Below are 17,873 nucleotides of genomic sequence, written 5' to 3' on the forward strand. Positions count from 1 at the left end.
TGGATGAAGGCATATCCGGAATATCAGGATGCGGTTGCTTATTCAAAAATGGCCAAAGGACAATTTCCTTTTTACATCTCCATAAACCGGTTTGAAAACAGCTCCATCCATTATCATGACTTTGCCGAATTTTCATTTGTGATCGACGGGCACGGAACTGAGACGATAAACGGGGTTCCGCATGCATTTCGACCGGGCACGGCTACGCTGCTGTTGCCGCACCACTATCACGAGATTCACTCCAATCCCGGTTCTTCGATCTACAAATATTGCTGCATGTTCAGTATCGGCATCTTATCCGATCTGTCTCTAGACTCCTCCGTGTACCATCTATTGTGGAAAACGGGCTCGTCCCACCCGTCATTCGCCTATTTCGAGCAGGAAAGCCTAAGGCGGATGCTGGTCATATTGGCCGACTTGAAGAGCGAATACGACGACGACCAGATCGGCAGAATCGGCTTGATCCGAATGAAGCTGGCAGAGGCGCTGCTTATGTTTGTCCGTTCCCGGCAGCAGACACAGCCTGACTTGTTGAGACAAGGCCGATCAGAGACCGAGCCGGTCATCTGGGAGATCATATCTTATCTCCATCTGAATTATATGGACCATCAACTGACCTTGAATGGCATAGCCGAAAGATTCAATCTCAGTCCGTCGTACATCAGCCATGCAACGAAGAAATGTACCGGTCAATATTTCCACGATTATATCCATGCCTTAAAAATCCGTAGTGCAACTAGTCTGCTGTTGTCGTCTGAACTGACGATTACGGAAATTGCCGCTGAAGTCGGGTTTAATTCATCCCGCACGTTTTACCGGGTGTTCAAAAAGGTTAAAGGAGTAACGCCTGATAAATACCGATCGACGTAACAGATTTGCGTGACAGGGGAGGGGCTGTGCGAGAGGCGGAAGGGTAAGGGGGCATGTATGATCCGAGGCGTCATCCCAATCTGAATAATCCCCATTACTTTGACATAAAAAGGAGTAATAGAACATCACTTCGCTGCGACGGCCTCCCCAATCAGATACCATCCAGGCGTCCAGGCGTCCCGCGCTGTCATAATGAACGCTAAGCTGGCCATACATATCGCCCCGGAAAGCATTTTGCCCCTCGGCCTGTCCCCATTGCTCTTCGATAGTTGTTCTCTCTGTTCCCAGCAGGAACGATTCCCCCCCACGCATAAAATATCCCAATAGCAGGTCGCTTTTTTTAGGCGGTGTGACCTCGTCCATTTGGCTTTACCGTCCCCACCGCCGTCGCTCTCCTCGCCCAAACTTTTCAAAATCGATTCCGGTAATTGCCAGTACTATCGCCGACCACCGATTTGAACAAACGGTTAAAGGCAAGGTATAGTCGAAACCAACTTAACTGGCGATCTCGCTTACCATTGCTTTCGACGTGACGACAAGACCAACTCCATAACCGAATGAGCCGTTTCTTGATCTTCACGGCATTGAACAGTGCCGTGGCGGGCTCCGGACACTCCGGACGCATCATCCCGACGATTTCGGCCTGGATGCGTCCGAGTCGTTTGCCGAGTGACACTGGGGTTGTGACCGGGGCTTCGATAAAGTTGAAGATGGAGAAGCCAGTCTTGTCGTGCCGCAACCGAAATACTCCAACTCCAGCGAGCTAACAATACTCTGCAGCGCTTTTTGTAGATCCAAGCGAATGCCCCTCTCTTCCGTACGCCTTTATTGTAGAAAAACGTGCGCGCAGTCACACCGAGAAGCAAAGCCAATAAGACAATAAAAGCAGACGATATGTGCTGTTTCCGCACCGTACAGCACGAGATAATATAAATAAAATTAGGGAGGGCACCCGCCATGCAATACAAAAAATGGGTCATGTTAGCTTCAATCGCATCTTTGCTGGCTGTGGAACGGCTTGCACCAACAAGAAGGAGGTCGACCGAAATGCCTTACAGTCATCGCAGGCGGATAAACCGCAACCAATTAAATTAATGGTTCTTACTCCGGGATCGAATCGATGAGACCTGTCATAAGATGATGACCAATTTGAAAAACACACGGAAGTGGATGAGGAAATTAGAATGAAATCGTCCGAAGCCCTTCCATCGTAAAAACCATAAAAATTCAAACATAGAGGTGTATATAGGCATGTTATACCCGTTAAGTAACAAATTCGGAGCAATTTCATTTGATTCCGTTGCAGGAACATGGTCAATGACTGCAGATCAACGCTTGGTCATGGAATCCTTTTCGCTCGTATGGGAAGTAGATGGCTCCCAGATCCGCTGTCTGGAGAAAACCAATTCGGTCGAAATGAATCAAGGCAAAGACTTGCATGGACGATACTCGGAACTTGTTGCCGATTGCGGCGCCTCAGGTACGGGGAAGAAGTTTGCGATTTCGTTCCGGTTATATGAAGAAGAGTGCTTCTTGACCATACAAGCCCGGGTCAAAAATGTTGGGAAAACAGCCATTAAGCTCGGGAAATGCCATTTATTGCACGAGAGCGGCAATATTGATCTTGGCGAGGGAGCCGAGGAAACGGTGGCGCTTTGTCAAACGGCCTGGGTTACCGATAATTATGTGAAAAAGCTTTATTCTGAAAACAACTGTCACCGGAGCAAAACTGTCGGTTTGCTGTATAATCGGTCCCATAAACTTGCATTCAACTGCAGCTTTATGACCTTTGACCGAATAAATACGGAGATTGCATACAGCACGTCCCACAACAAGATTCATGTTGATGGTTACTGCGACTTTGATGATTATGAGCTTCAGCCGGATCAGGAAATCGAGTCCGAAACGATCGGGTGCGATTGGTCATACGATCCTTACGCGTCTTTAGAAAATTGGGCAGCGAAGGTGAGCCATTATTACAAGCCCCGGATAGCCCTGAAACCGTCCGTCGGCTGGCTCGGAGGATGGACATGGAGGGACGGTTTTACCCAACAAACGTACGAAGAACTTGTGCTGGAGAATTCCGCCGCCATCCAAACGAGACTCGAAGGGTTTGATGTCACGAATTTCTGGGTAAGCATCGGCAATTTAAAGCATATGCTGCCGGGAAACTGGACAGCATTTAACAAAACGTCGTTCCCCCACGATATCGAATGGCTTGTTTCCAAATTGGCGATAAACGGACAACGTCTTGGCTTTTGGGTCGCTCCTTTCTGGATACCGGACAAGTTGAGTCCGCTGTTTGAAGAACACAAGCACCATCTGTTAAAAAGGCAAGGAGAGTTCGTCAAAAGCAATTCCAGGTGGAGGTTCGGGAAGTCCGGGGATTTGCCGCCTGACGAACGGGTTGGCTTCTATTGCCTGGATGGAAGTCATCCCGATACGGTTGATTTTTTGAAGCGAACCTTTGAATTTTATCAGAAGCTGGGGATCAGGTACTATATGATCGATTTTCTTTATACGGGATCGGGCTCGACCCCGGGACACTTCCTCTATGATGAATATTTCGACCGCTCCAAGGTGAAAGGTCCCGAAGTATACAGAGAGGCTTTGAAAACGATCCGGGAAGCTGCAGGAGAGGATGCGTATATTTTGTCTTCGACCGGAACAACATTCCAAAACATCGGTTGTGTCGATGCTGTAAGGGTTGCCCCCGATTGCGGTGAAGGACGTCCGCTTATAAAAGGGATGAATGAATACCCTGCGATGTATACGATCAATACGTGGAATTTGATTCGAACCGTATCGACCACAATGGCCAACACTTATTTTACAGATCGGAAGTTGTATTATAACGACGCTTTCAATGTGATGACCATCGATAAGCCTGTTCCTTTGAACGAAGCGATTATCACAGTCAGCATGTTTGCTTTGTCAGGCGGTCCCGTGATGCTCGGGGACGATATTTCGACCATTGGCGAAGAACGGCTTGCGCTTATCAAGAAGTCGCTTCCGCCATACAACAAGATGGCAAAACCGGCAGACTTGTTTGACGCCGTATATCCGGATTGGCCCAAAATATTCAATTTGAAGGTCGAGAAGGACTGGGACGAATGGAACGTTATCGGCGTCTTGAACACCGAACCTGCGACCGTAAAAATGGAGCTCTCGCTGGACAAACTTGAGTTGGAACACGGCCCTACCTACACCGTGTTTGATTTTTGGAACGAGATGTATTTGGGCGAAATAAAAGACCGTCTCGAGGTCGAGGTGCCGCCCCATCATATTCGGGTATTTCGAATAGCAAGGTCGAGGCCTCATCCTTGGCTGATTGGGACCGATATGCATGTAACCCAAGGAGGGGTCGAAATCGAACAGCTTGAGTGGAATCCGAACAAACGCTATTTGAGCGGCGTATGCATCCGGCCAAAAGAGGAAACAGGGAATTTGTTCTTGAAGCTTCCGAAAGGGTGGAAGCCCGTTCAATATGCAGGGCTTCAAACCGCAAAAGTCCCAATGGATAAAAGCTTAATCGTCCTCAAACCTTTGGCGTTTCGAACAGAGACACTCACTTGGCGCATCGATTTCGAACCGGAAGACGAAGCGGAACTTCACAACTTGCTGCATGTCGGGGAAGAGAGAGTCATTTTGGAATAAGAAAAACCTCTGGAGCAGATCACTCCAGAGGTCCTTGGCGTTGGCGTTCAGTTGGCGCGTGGGGCGAGCAGGCAGAGGGGTTCCGACCGCTGTTGAAATCTTGTGCTTTGGATTGGAATGGGCTAAGGGTAGCACAAGATTTCAAAGGCGGACGCTACCGTTTCTCCACTCCCTCTGCCTGCCCTCTCTTGTTCTTCTTTCGTTTAAGGCGTTACGTTGTCCGTACGCTACACGTCCGGTTTTGCAAGTCGTACATCCTCAATCCGGTATTCGTATCCATGCACACTTTTGTAGTACTCCGGGTACATCTCACCGCCACAGCTTTCGCAACCAAACTTTGGCGGCACGCTTGGATCTCCACCGTCCATCCGGTCAAAGTCTCGAACCACTCCAAGTGGGATTGCTTCGCGTTGCTCACACTGCAAACATATATAGTTCACTTCTCCCTTGTTCAGCAGGCTGTTGCTTGCTACGGTTAACGGCTTTTTCTTCTTTTTCTTCTCGGGCTTTCGTTTCTTCGGATACCGGTGACATCACGTATCATCCTTTCTAAACAGGCCTGTGTATCTTTGCACACGGCATATTTCACGGTTAGTTTTCCGTCCTGCAGAAAGACTTCTCCCTTGTACTCATAGTAACACTTGCATTTCGGACAGACCAATAGATCTGTTCCAGTATGTTCCTTTACCTTCTCGCTCCACGTTTTGCGTCGCAGCATCCGTTTGCCTTTTACGATCCATTTTCTTGCTTCTTTTTGCCACGTGGTTACCAACTTCTTGTTTAGACTTTTCGTCCGTCTGGAGTACACTCCATAGTGCCGTGCCGTATCGTCTTGAATTGTTCATCCGGGATATGTCGAATGACTCGCGCTATGAACTCTTCCACGCTCACCGTTTCCGTTTTTCTTCCCCATCTGTTTTGTCCGTTTTCTGCTTCGGCGCATGTACATAGAAGCCTTTTTCATTTTCGGAATAGGCCTTCTGTAACAACGGCTGAACTTTCTTCTTTTCTTCCGGGCTTAGAAGTTTCCGGATGAGCTTCAATACCACAGTCTGCCACTGTTTTCTTAGCATTTCAAATGGGATGTAGTCCTTCGTCGCCTTCCATTCCCCGTTCTTCGCCATCCCTCCCATCGTCACCAGCATATGGATATGAGGGTTGAAATTCAGCTTTGATCCGAACGTATGCAAACCTGCAATGACACCGGGTGTCACTTTGTATTTCTTTTTGAAGTATTCCTTGATAATCGCACTCCCTCGTCCATAAAGGGCTTTAACCACTCCCGGTGCTTGAGGAAAAGCTCTCTTAGTCTCTCGTCAATCGTAAGTATGACATGTCGATGATTCACCTGAAATACATCCTCGGTCAGCATCCGACTCCACTCTTCCGTTTCACCGCAAGAACATGTCGTACAGAATCGTCCTTTGCATCGATACAGTACCATCTTCAGGTCATGGCTTCCTTTGCAGGCCATTAGCTTGAATCCCTTTTTCGGGTTTCCACAATCTCGAAATTTCATTACTTCCTTTAGCACGACGGGACGGATCTTTGTCCCATGCTTGGTCACAAAGGCTTCCCAGTGCTTATGTTCATCAAAGAAGATTCGGTGTAAGATGTCTTGTTTCATCCCTCTACTTATCAAAAAAAATTAAAAAGGGGGAACCCCTGGCTCCACCCCAATAATCTTATAAATTCTAGTATGTCAAAAAAGCCCCGAAGGGCTTCATCTTAAGTAACCACCATAGGAAGCCAGTTTGCACCATTGTCTGATGTATTAATCCAACCGATGCGAGTTGCATTAGGGTCAGACGCTTTAAATATAGTTCCTGCTGGCAATTTTGTGCTGTTAGTTGGAGCGGCAGTAGCTTTATAACTGTAAGCAACCTCAATTGCACCATACAGCGGCGTCGTTATTCTTGAGTTATTATCCAAAGTTAACGTCGCTTGACCGGCAGAATAGTATTGTTTAGCCCCATCGTCTGATGTAATTTTTGCATTTGTAAATGCTACATTTGCCTTATAGAACAATACACCTTTATTACTGACATTAATCGCAGGTCCTAAGTAAAACTCTACATTTTCCACAGTGAAGTCAACGCTAGATAGTTGGCTTGGAATTCCAAATGAAATCCCCCCATTACCAGAAAACACAATTTTACTTGTTCCATCTGCATGGCCAATTAAGCGAACTCTACCAACACCACGGGTTTTTGAATTACACAAATAAACGGTTCCGTTTATTTCGTAATCTCCTGACGGTAATCGAATAATTACATCATGAACTAACTCAGTATCGTAAGCTAATGTTGTTAAATTTGCTAAATTAGTCGTGTTTGTTGTGGCATTACCTGTGTTTGTTAAAGTGTTATCCTGTGTCTTTTTAGAAAAGTCATTCAATATGAATCTGATAGGATTTTCAAATCGGAAATTAGATGAATAAGTCACTTCTTTAGCAAAAATACTCTGATCAAGAATTGTGACGCTTTCAGCAGAGAATGTATTCCCCAGCGATAATACATAAGTCGCACCCAACTTATTATGATTCCATAACCCTGAGATTGTGGTAGAAGAACCACCGTCAATTCGTATTAAGTGGTCTGGCGGAGTTGTGGCGTTGCCGATTGATAATGTCATAAATCCATTAATATTCAACCCTTGTGCAACACGGACTTTCATAATGCGAGTAGAACTTTCAGCACCGCAACCATTAAGGGCTACACCTCGAGCAATATCAATATAGTACGGATAAGCTACTACACCATTGCCCGTGTCATTAATGATGTGATCTGCTGCACATGAGTTGAAAGTCATATATGTTGACTCACCGAACCAGTAACCGAACTCTGTATGGTTTAAAGCATAGCAACTATTTAATGTCACAGAAGTACATACACCTGAATTATTAACCCCGGGTCCTGCGATAACAATTCCACGTGGAGAATAAGCCGTTTGAAGTTGCTCAAGCAATGTCACATAGGTTGCTAGACGAACACAGTCTTTCTTTGCAACATAGAATTGGCATTGGCGAATAGCCATATTCGGGTAATAGGTGTCTGAACCTTTTAGAACATAATTACAGTTTGGAGCTGTTGCGGTTGCCCCACCCCATACCGATAAGTTTTCAAATTTCTTATACAGACCACCGCCTTTCAATAGAATTGCGGCTTCAATTGTAACACCTGTGCCTAAATCCACTTTAATAGACGTTAAGTTAGCCGTACCACGAATAGAGATAGGATCTAAGTAAATGCCTCGTGTTGGCGCAGGTATAACTAAACATGCGGAGTCTGTGGCATCATAGGATTTCCAGCGGTACTCTACTATAGGCTTTGGAACAACTAACTCACCGCCACCACGCCCGTGCAGGTAGTTAATAGCAGCTTGGAATGAAGGTCGATCATCGTAGACACCATCACCTTTTGAGCCGAACATCTCTACTGTAACTTCAGAGCAATCTAAGCGAATCCACCGACCAGTAGCAATTCCAGAAACTTGAAAAACTGTACCGCTATTTGCTGAAGATGTACTTGTAGCATCCCAAATAAAGTTACCACCACCCTTATATGGATTAAGTTCAATAAAAATGTCGGGTGAATGATAACTTTTTACAGCAACACGCATACCATTTTGCGGTGAAATTATGGCCAGCATGTCGGAGATGGAATCAACATAGCGATTATAATCATTAACCTGCTGCTGTGATAACCCGCTTGAATCCAAAATCGCGCTCGCTGGATGTGCTCCAGCCATATCAAGACCTGCCAGCTCGTTATGGGTTACAAGCTCAAGCTTCGCCGCTATTCCTGGGGGAATTTTGCCCTTGCCGTTAGACCCTTCGTATACGGAATCGGCAACCGATAAACCCTCTTTCCCGTAAGCCGTTAACGATCCCGGGAGTATGCTGCCCGCGGCTAATGCCGCACCGGCCATGCCGAAGGCCGTTAGCAGCTTTCTGCGGCTTACATGGGTGACGGGCTCCTCCGGCCGTTCCTGCTCCATACCTTTCCCAGCTTGCCACTCCATCTTTTCTGTTTGTAAAATAAGATTTGTTTCAGCAGCATTTGCCAGTGCGATAATGATACGTACGGTCATATTGATGCCAGTTGACTGCTTCGGTAGTGGTTTTTGCTGTGCAGGGTCAACATGCCCGATTGCAATCATTGCACCTGAACTGTCAAAAACAGCAATCTCTCGAATGGTAAAGCCGCCAACATCTGGTGGAATAGCTGACTCAAACATCAATGTATTTGGTGCCTGCGTATCATGGATTGGAGTAGAAGCAGTACCACGCCAAACTTCGTTAGCCAATGCCACCATATTTTCAGTCAAAACAGGATATGAGCCATTGCCATCACCAACGGCGACATGTGTAATCTCAAGCTGATTTTCAGAGGTTGCACTGGCTAATTTTGCTTGGCCAATTGCTGTTAATATTGCGCCTGTCATTAGTTATCCTCCCCCTTCTAAATCAATTTTGTTGATCATTGACATATTAGGAAATATAAAACGACACCTGGGTAAATCCCCAAATCAAAATCATTTGATTTGGGGACTATTCGTTACTTTTTCGCCTGAATCGCTTCGGCGATCTTCTTAGTCGCTTGCTCGTCGGCGTCTCGCAGAGCCGTATTCAGATCGGTTTCTCCGGCGATGACGGACATGACGGCGTTGTTCATCAAGCCCGTCGCGTAAGAATCAAACACGCCGGCACGGGCTGGCGCAGCGGGCTTTAGTGCAGCGATCGCGCTAACATTTTTCCCATTCCACTGCGCTACGTTACGGCCGAACGCCCCTTTCACCGCCTGGCTCTTCAGCGGCGTAATCGCGGCAAAGTCGGAGGTGATCGCCGTTTGCACTTCATCGGTCAAAAGATGGGCGATGCTTTGGAACGATTCATCCCGATGCTGGCTTGTCGGAGCTACCGTAATAATGACCGGGTATGGCTGCGAGCCGACGCCCGACAAGCTTTTCAGCTCCGGCAGGCTGACCGCGTCCCAGTTTATATTTTCCTCAGGCTTCGGAGCGTCAGAGTTGAACGCCAGGAACATGGCGCTTGTCTTCTCTTTGACGAAGACGTTCCGCGCATCGTTCATAAGCTTGGCGTCATAGCCCGGCGCTTTATACAACGGCAGCAGCGTGTTAATCCACGATTTCCACTGGTCGGTCTGCAAGGCGGCTTTCTCGCCCTTCTCGTCGGTATACGGAATAGAAGGCGGATTCACAACAAGCAACGGGTTTGGGCTAGCGACAAATCCGCGGTACTGCACGCCGCCATCGCTGCGCGTCAGCTTCGTCGCAACCTCCGCCACTTCTTCCCAAGTCATATGATTTTTCAAGTAAGGAACGCCGAATTTATCGAAAATATCTTTATTGTAATACAGCGTCAACCGCAAATCGTACAAGGGCAAGCCGTTCTGGTTTTTCCCGTCCACCTTCGCCGCTTCTACATATGAAGGCTCGAGTCGGCTGAGATCGTATTTATGTTTCGCGATCAGATCCGAGATATCGCCGCCGAACAGGTCGAGCAGGCTGGAACGGTAGTTGTTGACGGAGGAAATGATCAGATCGACTTTGCGCTGCTCGATAACGAGATTTTGCACATTCTTTCCTACGCTCTCCACCACTTCAAACTCATAATTGGGATACTTTTTCTGAATCTGACTGCCGTATCGGGTCATAAACCATTCCATGTTGCCGCCTTGTGGCGTGATGACGAGCAGCTTGACCGGCTTCGCCGGTTCCGCAGGCATATTGCTGCCCGGTATGGCAGTCCCTTCTGTTTTCGTGCCGCTTTCATTCCCGCCACCGCATCCAGCAATCAGCAAAACGATGGCCATCGCAACGGCTAATGCTGCACACTTCCATTTTTTCATATAGACCCACCCCATTGAATAAATTGGATTGCTTGAAACATGGTCTTGCAACTTTGTAACAATGTCGTACAGTTCGCTTACCTTCTTGGACTCCATCCAATAGGGCAAGCGGAAGAAGCCCAAATCGAGCTGCATTTCCTTAAGTAAAAGAACGAGTGTTCGGACTCCATTCTCGCGATACGGGCCGAGCGATTCGCCTTCCATCCGGTCCGGCTCGACTTACGACATCGAAGTAACCGATTGAATGTCGCCCCCTCACCCGATGAAGCACGTCAATCTGAGACAGCTCATGATAGCGCCACCCACCAGAAATTGACAGCGCTTACATCAAGAAAAAAACAAATCCTTGTCTTTTGACCGCACAAAAGCCGAATCACGCGCCTACAAAATCTTTCCACCTCCCAAAACTACCGATCTTCACTTTGTTTGTCACCCTTCGTTACCCATTTGGCTTATTGCCCACTCAAGCGCTCATGTGTTGCAAAGCCATTATCACACATGGACCTTCGGACAAAAAGCACGGATTGTGCAGTCGAGTACACATTTCCTCTGCACTTTCGAAACGCCTGCAAGATTCGTATTGACTGCGACCCAATACCCCCTATAATGGTAGCATGACACCGCGTAGTACAGCCTCTTTTCGAAGGGGTATCAGGTGAATATCGGTAAGGAAGGGACTCGTATGCAAGGTTCGCCAGATGCTTTCCGCCTCGTTCATTTGCTCACGACACTGAGGCTGTCCGATTTCGAATGTGGGACTTCCACGCTAGGCACGTATCGCGGCAAAAGCTACTACACTTCCATTCGCATCCAGCCGTGGGCGCTGCTGACTCAAATTACCGACGGGCCTGTACAAATTACGTTGGAGCATGAAACGTTTATCGTGAATCCGGGGCAAGCGCTGTATATACCGGCCAATCAGCCTTACAAGTTGCAACTGATCGACCGCGACATAGTCTCGCACTGGCTTAATTTCAATTTCACTGTATTTGAACATTTTCCGCTGCTAGAACTGTTCGATGTTCCTTATGTATCCCCTGTATCCATCGGAAACGAGGTAAGGAGGCTGCAAACACAAATTAACGAGCTCGTTCATGCTGAGCGGTCTGATCCCGGCGAGCTTCTACGCACAGCCAGCCTTGTGAAGCAGCTTATGTACGTCGTGCTGGAGCTGGTCATGTCATTTTCTCGCTACAAATCCGGGGGCATTGAGAAAATCAGTAAACTTCAGCGTTTCCAACCGGTACTCGATTATATCGAAAGCCATCTGAATGAGAAAATAATCATATCCCAGTTAGCCGGCCTGATGTTCATCTCTACATCGCATTTCCATAAAGAGTTCCAAGAGGCGTTCGGCGTTTCTCCGTTGCAATATATTCAATCGCAGCGATATAAGAAAGCGCAATCGTTGCTGGCTACTTCCGATTTGACGATCCATGAAATCGCAAATCGGGTCGGCTATGAACAGCCGTTTCCATTTACCCGCTTTTTCAAATCGCTGTACGGCGCAAGCCCCGGCCATTACAGGAAAATGATGATCGATCGGTTTAACTAACCATTCTCTTCCACCCAATCACGGTATGCCTGCCAGCGCAGGACGTAGCCTCGCTGGGAATGGATATCGCCGACATACAGCATACGTCGATGCCCGCAACGGATCAAGGAATCAGCCAACTGACAAGCCGCCTCGCAAACGTCCCAAACGACACTGTCCACCTGTGTTATAGTCCAAGCTCTTTAGACAAATCAGCAAGTGTAATACGTAAAAGATGTCTATAAAAGGAGGAATTCCTATGCGCATGACCAAGCTAAACAACGGCCTCACCATCGTGAGTCAACATAACGAACAAGCTTCCTCAACCATGCTCTGCTACTGGGTCAAGGCAGGCGGGCATTATGAATCCCAGCACCCGTATGGGACAGCACATTTTCTCGAACATATGCTGTTCAAGGGAACAAGCCTGCGGACGAAGGAGCAAATCTCTACCGATATCGAGCTGTACGGAGGTAGACTCGGTGCGGCGACCGGAACCGATCGGACACGTTACGTAGCTTATACCCCCTATGACAAGTGGAAGCAAGGGGTCGCGCTGCTCACGGATATGATGTTTCACTCCACCCTCCCTGACGACGAAATTATCTTGGAGAAAAAGATCGTGCTGGAGGAAATCCACCGGGCCAGCGACAGCCCCCGTGATCATGGGGCACGGACGATGATGCGGCTGCTCCGGGCGATGCACCCGGAACGCGCCAGCAACCTAGGAACGGAAGAGACGGTGTCAGGCTTAACCCGGGACGACTTGCGCCAGTTCCACGACCACTATTACAGACCGAGCAATATCGTGCTTGCGGCGACGGGGCATGTGCAGCATAACGAGTTGGTCAACTACGTGAGCACGCTGGATATCCCGGAACAGCCTTCTGTAGCAACCGAGCTAGGAAAGCTGCAGCCGTATGCGCTGAGCGGCGAGGTCGTCCATATTTCACGAGACATCCGGCAAGCACAGCTGCATTGGGGGATGTACGGGCCGGACACTTATAACGATACGAAGTACGCCGGGATCGTCGCCCTGCATATTCTTGGTTCCGGGCAAGCTTCCCGGCTGTGGCGGGATGTGCGAGGGGACAAAGGTCTTGCCTACGACGTATCGGCGAGCATTCATCCGATGATCTCCGAGGGGTTCATCACCGGCTTCGTCGCGACAGATCCGCTGCAGGTAGGGCAAGTGAAGGCGATCATCGCCGCGCAGTTGGACCGCATCCGTCAGGAGCCGCTGACCGCACTGGAGCTGGAACGAGCGCAGAGCGCCGTGACCGGGCGGCATCTGATCGCGCAGGACAGTACCGAAGCGATCAATGCCAATCTGGCCGTACAGCAGCTGTATGGCCTGAATACCGATGCGCGCTACTTCGCCGAACGGATTCACGGCGTAACCGCCGATGAGGTGCTGGCGTTCGCGCAGACGTATCTGGCGCCCGAACGCATGCTGTACGTGCAGGTCAGCCGCGAGGCGGACATGTCAGTCACAAGCGGCAGCAGCCTTCCTGCTAGTTAGTATTGTCAGTACACATTCAAAAGGCTGTCCATGGCGTGACCCGTAAACCCGCACAGTGCTTGAACTACGACCAAAACCCATACATACACGTATGGCTTTTGGTCGTTTTGTTCATCACCATGTTCATAGTTACGTCTCTGTTGCTCGATCCTTACGGACCCAGCGGACCTTATTTTACACAATTCCATGCATTCGGGCTCCATTACAAGCAAATAAGGTATTCTGGGTCCGATAGAAAGCAATTCGACTCTATATTTAACAAATAAGGGCTTCTGTGTCCGTTTGGGTTACGCCTAGAGTTGCCTTTTCCAATCCATCCCCGAAAATTTATGTCCTTTTAAGGTTGTCGTCCGATCTTCTAAAAGTATGTTAAGGTTCGTGCGCTATAATGGAGCCGAATTCTACGGACTTTTTCTGATGAAGGAGATACATAGATTATGAGAGTGTTGATTGTGGAAGACGAACTTCCGTTGCTGACAGCGATCGCTCAGCTGTTCCGCGAGGAAGGGTACATGGTGGATGTCGCCTCAGCAGGCGATGAAGGGCTGTATTACGCCGAGACAGGCATCTATGACTTGCTCATACTGGATATTATGCTGCCGGAGCTGGACGGGCTTCAACTGCTTCAGACGATTCGTGATCGAACGATCGATACCCCGGCACTATTGCTTTCGGCTAAGGATAGCGTAGAAGACCGGGTGAAGGGGCTGAATACAGGAGCTGATGACTATGTGGTCAAGCCATTCGCCGTCCCTGAGCTGCTGGCGAGAGCCCGAGCGCTATTGCGACGGAAACCCCAGGCAGGATCAGAGAGTGAATACAGCTACGACACCCTCCGGTTGGATCCGTTGCAGCCTGAGGCTTGGTTCGAGGATACCTTGCTCCAGCTGTCGACCAAGGAATACGAGCTGCTGCAATACTTCGTCCGTAACCGGGAGCAGATTGTGACGCGCGAGCAGCTGTTCGACCGGGTATGGGGGCTCGACTCCGAGGCCGGCCTGAGTCTTGTCGATCTATACGTCCATTATTTGCGCAAAAAACTGATGGCAGCCGGTTGTCAAGGATGGATTCGTACGGTCCGGGGCGTCGGCTTCATGCTTAGGAGGAATTAACGATGTTCCAACAAATGAAGACACGGCTCGCGTTCAGCTATGCGGCTCTCTTCTTACTTATCTTGGCGGCTCTTGGTACGGCTATCTACGTGTTTGTCGAAAACCACCTGCTATCCAAGGTGGATGCCACGTTGACTCAACAGATGAAGGAGGACCGTGCGATCGGCGGCAGCATCTCCATCTCAGCCCAGAGCTTCGCCACCCTCCCCGTCGAAGGCACCGTCGCGGTTCCCACGGTGGTACCCGTCACGTCGATCCGGCCAGCCGCAATCGTCATGGATCCGCGCATCTTCCTTGTGTATAAGAGCACCCAGGGCGCATTCCTGACTTCGCTCGCCAACAACATGGAATTGGAGCCTGACACGCTGGATACGATGATCGGGGAAGCAGACGAACGTCCGCTCAGCACCGTTCATGTGGACGGTCACAGCTATCGGGTGAGTGCTTCACCCGTTCAACTGTCTGATCTCCCCGTCAACAGCGTACGAATAGACACCACCAGTACCATGAGCAACATGAGTATTACGAGTACCACGAGCGCCCGTGCTGTAGCTGCGGTAACGTCCTCCTACGCCATCATGAGCATCGATTCGGAGATGAACATGCTAAAGAGCCTGCTTATCGTTCTCGCCATTGCGGGAGGGGTCGGCTGCATTCTCGTCATAATGGCCGGCTATTACATGGCCGGCAGAGCACTGGTGCCGATCCGGGACGCTTGGGAACGCCAGCAGCAATTCGTGGCAGACGCGTCTCATGAGTTGCGGACCCCTCTAGCTGTTATGAGCGCGAACGCCGAGATGCTGCTGCGCCATCCCGATCATACGATCGAGCAGGAAAGCCATGTCATCGCTCCTATTCTGAAGGAGATCAGGCGGCTATCGAAGCTCGTCACGCAGTTACTCACACTGGCACGTTCGGACTCTAACCAACTGGAGCTGAATCGAGTGCCGCTATTGTTGAACGAGCAGTTGGCTGAAGCGGCGGAGTCGTTCCGTCCGCTCTGCGAGCTGAACCAGGTCACCCTGGAGACCGACTTGAGTAGCACCGTCCCGTTCTCCGGCGATGAAGAGCGGTTGCGACAATTGGTCGTCATCCTGCTGGATAATGCTCTCAAGCATACTCCACCCCAAGGCAGCATCCGGATATCCTGCGTGAAGACCGGCTCCACCATCAAGTGTGTGGTGTCCGATACAGGCATAGGGATCAAACCGAAGGACTTGACCCACATATTCGACCGCTTCTATCGAGGTGATGAGGCACGGCATCGAGCTGACGGGGGAACCGGGCTCGGCCTCACGATCGCGAGATGGATTGTCGAGAAGCACGGGGGTACGATTCAAGCATCCAGCACATGGGGGCAAGGAACGATCATGACCATTCAACTGCCCTTGAAATGACTGAAATGAAATCGGCCCTGGATTGTATTCCACAATGAATCGACAGCCTATCTCATTAGCCCTTGTGGACACAGGAACCGTTATTCGTCCGTTTCAGCCCCTCTCAAAAGTAATTACGGACACAGGAGCCACTATTCATTTACAATTAGCTCCTATTGTCGCTTCCCGAGACGAATAGCGCATCCTATGTCCGTCAGGTCTGTCTATACCTGCTTATTAAACCAAATAACGTCTTTCAGGTCCGCAACGAAGGCTTCATCTTTAATTTCATACAGGTCAAACCCTGAATACCAAGTAGCGCCATGGAAGTCTAATGGATTCAAAAAAACCTTTAAGGTTGTTCAAAAATTAACTTAAGTTTGATCCTCCATAATGGGCTTATGTCAGCGGGACACCCGCCAAGACAAAATCCATAATAGAGAGAAAGAAGGTTAGAGAATCATGAAGAAAAAGACAAAAGGTTGGATGGCACTTGGAGTAACAGCGGTACTTGCGGCAGCAATCCCAATGGGAGCTAATGCGGCTGAGGTGAATACGGGCGAAGGCTTGAGTAGCTCTGCGATTGCCGTGAAAACGTTCAACATCTCAGAGGATCGGCTGAACTCGCCGGGTAAAACCTCCACCACAGGATCCGCCATGAGCATTCGAATCGGAGTTTCTGCCGAAATTGCCAAGCTGCTAGGTGTCGATAGCGATACCCTGAGTAAGGAATTGGAATCCGGCAAATCGCTGCTGGAAATCGCGGAGAGTCGCGGAGTAAGCAAGGAGTCGCTCTTGGAAGCACAAGTCAGTGCGCTCACCAAGCCGCTGGAGGATGCTGTTAAGGCAGGCCGGCTGACGCAGGAGAAAGCCGATCAGTTGAAGGCCAACTTGATCAAAAACGCGGAAGCGATCATCACTAACAAAGGCATCGCATCAATTGCACCCATGATGCCAGTGCAAGGGAATATGAGCTCATCGGTCACCGTGAGCATCGCACCTGACCAAGAACTGCTTACATTCCTGGGCATCGATAAGGAAACGTTCCAATCGGAGCTCAAGAACGGCAAGTCGTTGCTACAGATCGCGGAGACCAAGGGCATCACGAAAGCACAGCTGATTGAATTCGAATCGAAGCAATTCGCCGCCAACATCGACCAAGCTGTGAAAGCTGGCCGATTGACAGATGAGCAGGCGGCCAAGATCAAGGAAGATTTCGCGAAGCATGCAGAACAGCGTCTGGACGGAAAAGCTATATTCGCTCTGCCGACAGGAAGCGCGACCAGCATTCAAGGCGGAGTCCAAATGTTAGACAGTATTACGATTGATAAGCTGTCATCGATAGGAGATTTGCCCCAGCTGCCGGGGGTTGAAGGTCACGCCATTGCTGTGAGCATCTTGCCTGATCAAGAGCTGCTTACATTCCTAGGCATCGATAAGGAGACGTTCCAGTCGGAGATCAAAAATGGCAAGTCGTTGCTACAGATCGCGGAGTCCAAGGGTATCACGAAAACGCAGTTGATCGAATTCGAATCGAAGCAATTCGTCGCTAACATCGACCAAGCCGTGCAGGCTGGCACAATGACCGAAGAGCAGGCAACGAAGCTGAAAGAGAACTTCGCTGCAAGCGCAGAGCAGCGGCTGACTGGTGGACCTGGCTTCGCTTTACCGGTCCGAATCGAACACTTCGATCGATCGAATCTGAACGATCAAGCATACGAGCTTGTACCAGCACTACCGATGGAGGGCCAGGTCTTCTTCACGACCATCTCAAACACGGCCGATTCGCAAGCTTAACCCTAATCCTATACTGCGTCGCGCCCCTCACCCTCTTGGAAGGCGGGGGCGCGATGCTTGTTTGCTCCGCTGGTCCAGCCATCCTGTCCAGATCGACCTCATCAATGTCCTGATTCGCAATGATTCCATACG

Annotated in this window: 12 protein-coding genes and 1 pseudogene; 8 read left to right on the forward strand and 5 right to left on the reverse strand. The window is 49.4% G+C overall.

Going from position 1 to position 17,873, the window contains the following annotated elements; genetic code table 11:
• Positions 1 to 3: 3 nt before the first annotated feature.
• Positions 4 to 870: a helix-turn-helix domain-containing protein gene (locus AC1DWB_RS01340; protein WP_477539223.1), complete on the forward strand. Its 867-nt coding sequence runs from the start codon at positions 4 to 6 to the stop codon at positions 868 to 870.
• A 409-nt stretch (positions 871 to 1,279) separates the two neighbouring features.
• Here AC1DWB_RS01340 and AC1DWB_RS01345 read toward each other — a convergent pair whose 3' ends face one another.
• Positions 1,280 to 1,609: a hypothetical protein gene (locus tag AC1DWB_RS01345; protein WP_477539224.1), complete on the reverse strand. Its 330-nt coding sequence runs from the start codon at positions 1,607 to 1,609 to the stop codon at positions 1,280 to 1,282.
• 218 nt (positions 1,610 to 1,827) lie between these two features.
• Here AC1DWB_RS01345 and AC1DWB_RS01350 point away from each other — a divergent pair, with 218 nt between their 5' ends.
• Positions 1,828 to 1,965, forward strand: a complete 138-nt coding sequence (locus AC1DWB_RS01350; protein ID WP_477539225.1) for a hypothetical protein — start codon at positions 1,828 to 1,830, stop codon at positions 1,963 to 1,965.
• Between the two features lie 222 nt (positions 1,966 to 2,187).
• Entirely contained in the window at positions 2,188 to 4,527 is a 2,340-nt protein-coding gene (locus tag AC1DWB_RS01355) for an alpha-galactosidase (RefSeq protein ID WP_477539226.1), read from the forward strand.
• Between the two features lie 414 nt (positions 4,528 to 4,941).
• Here the strand turns inward: AC1DWB_RS01355 and AC1DWB_RS01360 are convergent.
• The 3 genes and pseudogenes from AC1DWB_RS01360 to AC1DWB_RS01370 all read right to left on the reverse strand — a co-directional run bounded on the left by AC1DWB_RS01360 (position 4,942) and on the right by AC1DWB_RS01370 (position 10,604).
• Positions 4,942 to 6,154, reverse strand: a pseudogene (locus AC1DWB_RS01360) (IS91 family transposase).
• Between the two features lie 101 nt (positions 6,155 to 6,255).
• Complete coding sequence (locus AC1DWB_RS01365) at positions 6,256 to 8,973, reverse strand: phage tail protein (protein ID WP_477539227.1); 2,718 nt, start codon at positions 8,971 to 8,973, stop codon at positions 6,256 to 6,258.
• A 113-nt stretch (positions 8,974 to 9,086) separates the two neighbouring features.
• The gene (locus AC1DWB_RS01370) at positions 9,087 to 10,604 is read right to left on the reverse strand and encodes an ABC transporter substrate-binding protein (RefSeq protein WP_477539228.1); all 1,518 of its coding nucleotides are present in this window, start codon (positions 10,602 to 10,604) and stop codon (positions 9,087 to 9,089) included.
• A gap of 478 nt (positions 10,605 to 11,082) precedes the next feature.
• Here AC1DWB_RS01370 and AC1DWB_RS01375 point away from each other — a divergent pair, with 478 nt between their 5' ends.
• The gene (locus AC1DWB_RS01375) at positions 11,083 to 11,955 is read left to right on the forward strand and encodes a helix-turn-helix domain-containing protein (protein WP_477539229.1); all 873 of its coding nucleotides are present in this window, start codon (positions 11,083 to 11,085) and stop codon (positions 11,953 to 11,955) included.
• On the opposite strand, the gene AC1DWB_RS01380 is transcribed toward AC1DWB_RS01375, so the two are convergent.
• Positions 11,952 to 12,074, reverse strand: a complete 123-nt coding sequence (locus AC1DWB_RS01380; RefSeq protein ID WP_477539230.1) for a hypothetical protein — start codon at positions 12,072 to 12,074, stop codon at positions 11,952 to 11,954. The two genes, AC1DWB_RS01375 and AC1DWB_RS01380, sit on opposite strands and share 4 nt — an antisense overlap.
• Positions 12,075 to 12,193: 119 nt before the next feature.
• Between AC1DWB_RS01380 and AC1DWB_RS01385 the strand changes: the two genes are divergently transcribed.
• From AC1DWB_RS01385 to AC1DWB_RS01400, 4 genes are all read left to right on the forward strand, one after another.
• On the forward strand, positions 12,194 to 13,456 hold the full coding sequence (locus AC1DWB_RS01385; RefSeq protein WP_477539231.1) for a M16 family metallopeptidase: 1,263 nt from the start codon (positions 12,194 to 12,196) through the stop codon (positions 13,454 to 13,456).
• Between the two features lie 437 nt (positions 13,457 to 13,893).
• Positions 13,894 to 14,568 carry a response regulator transcription factor gene (locus AC1DWB_RS01390; protein ID WP_477539232.1) on the forward strand — a complete coding sequence of 225 codons (675 nt, stop codon included), beginning with the start codon at positions 13,894 to 13,896 and terminating at the stop codon, positions 14,566 to 14,568.
• Between the two features lie 2 nt (positions 14,569 to 14,570).
• On the forward strand, positions 14,571 to 15,965 hold the full coding sequence (locus tag AC1DWB_RS01395) for a sensor histidine kinase (RefSeq protein ID WP_477539233.1): 1,395 nt from the start codon (positions 14,571 to 14,573) through the stop codon (positions 15,963 to 15,965).
• A 441-nt stretch (positions 15,966 to 16,406) separates the two neighbouring features.
• Positions 16,407 to 17,741, forward strand: coding sequence for a hypothetical protein (locus AC1DWB_RS01400; protein WP_477539234.1), 1,335 nt, complete (start codon positions 16,407 to 16,409; stop codon positions 17,739 to 17,741).
• The last annotated feature ends 132 nt before the right edge of the window (positions 17,742 to 17,873 follow it).

The organism is Paenibacillus sp. P4_E11, assembly GCF_056401635.1.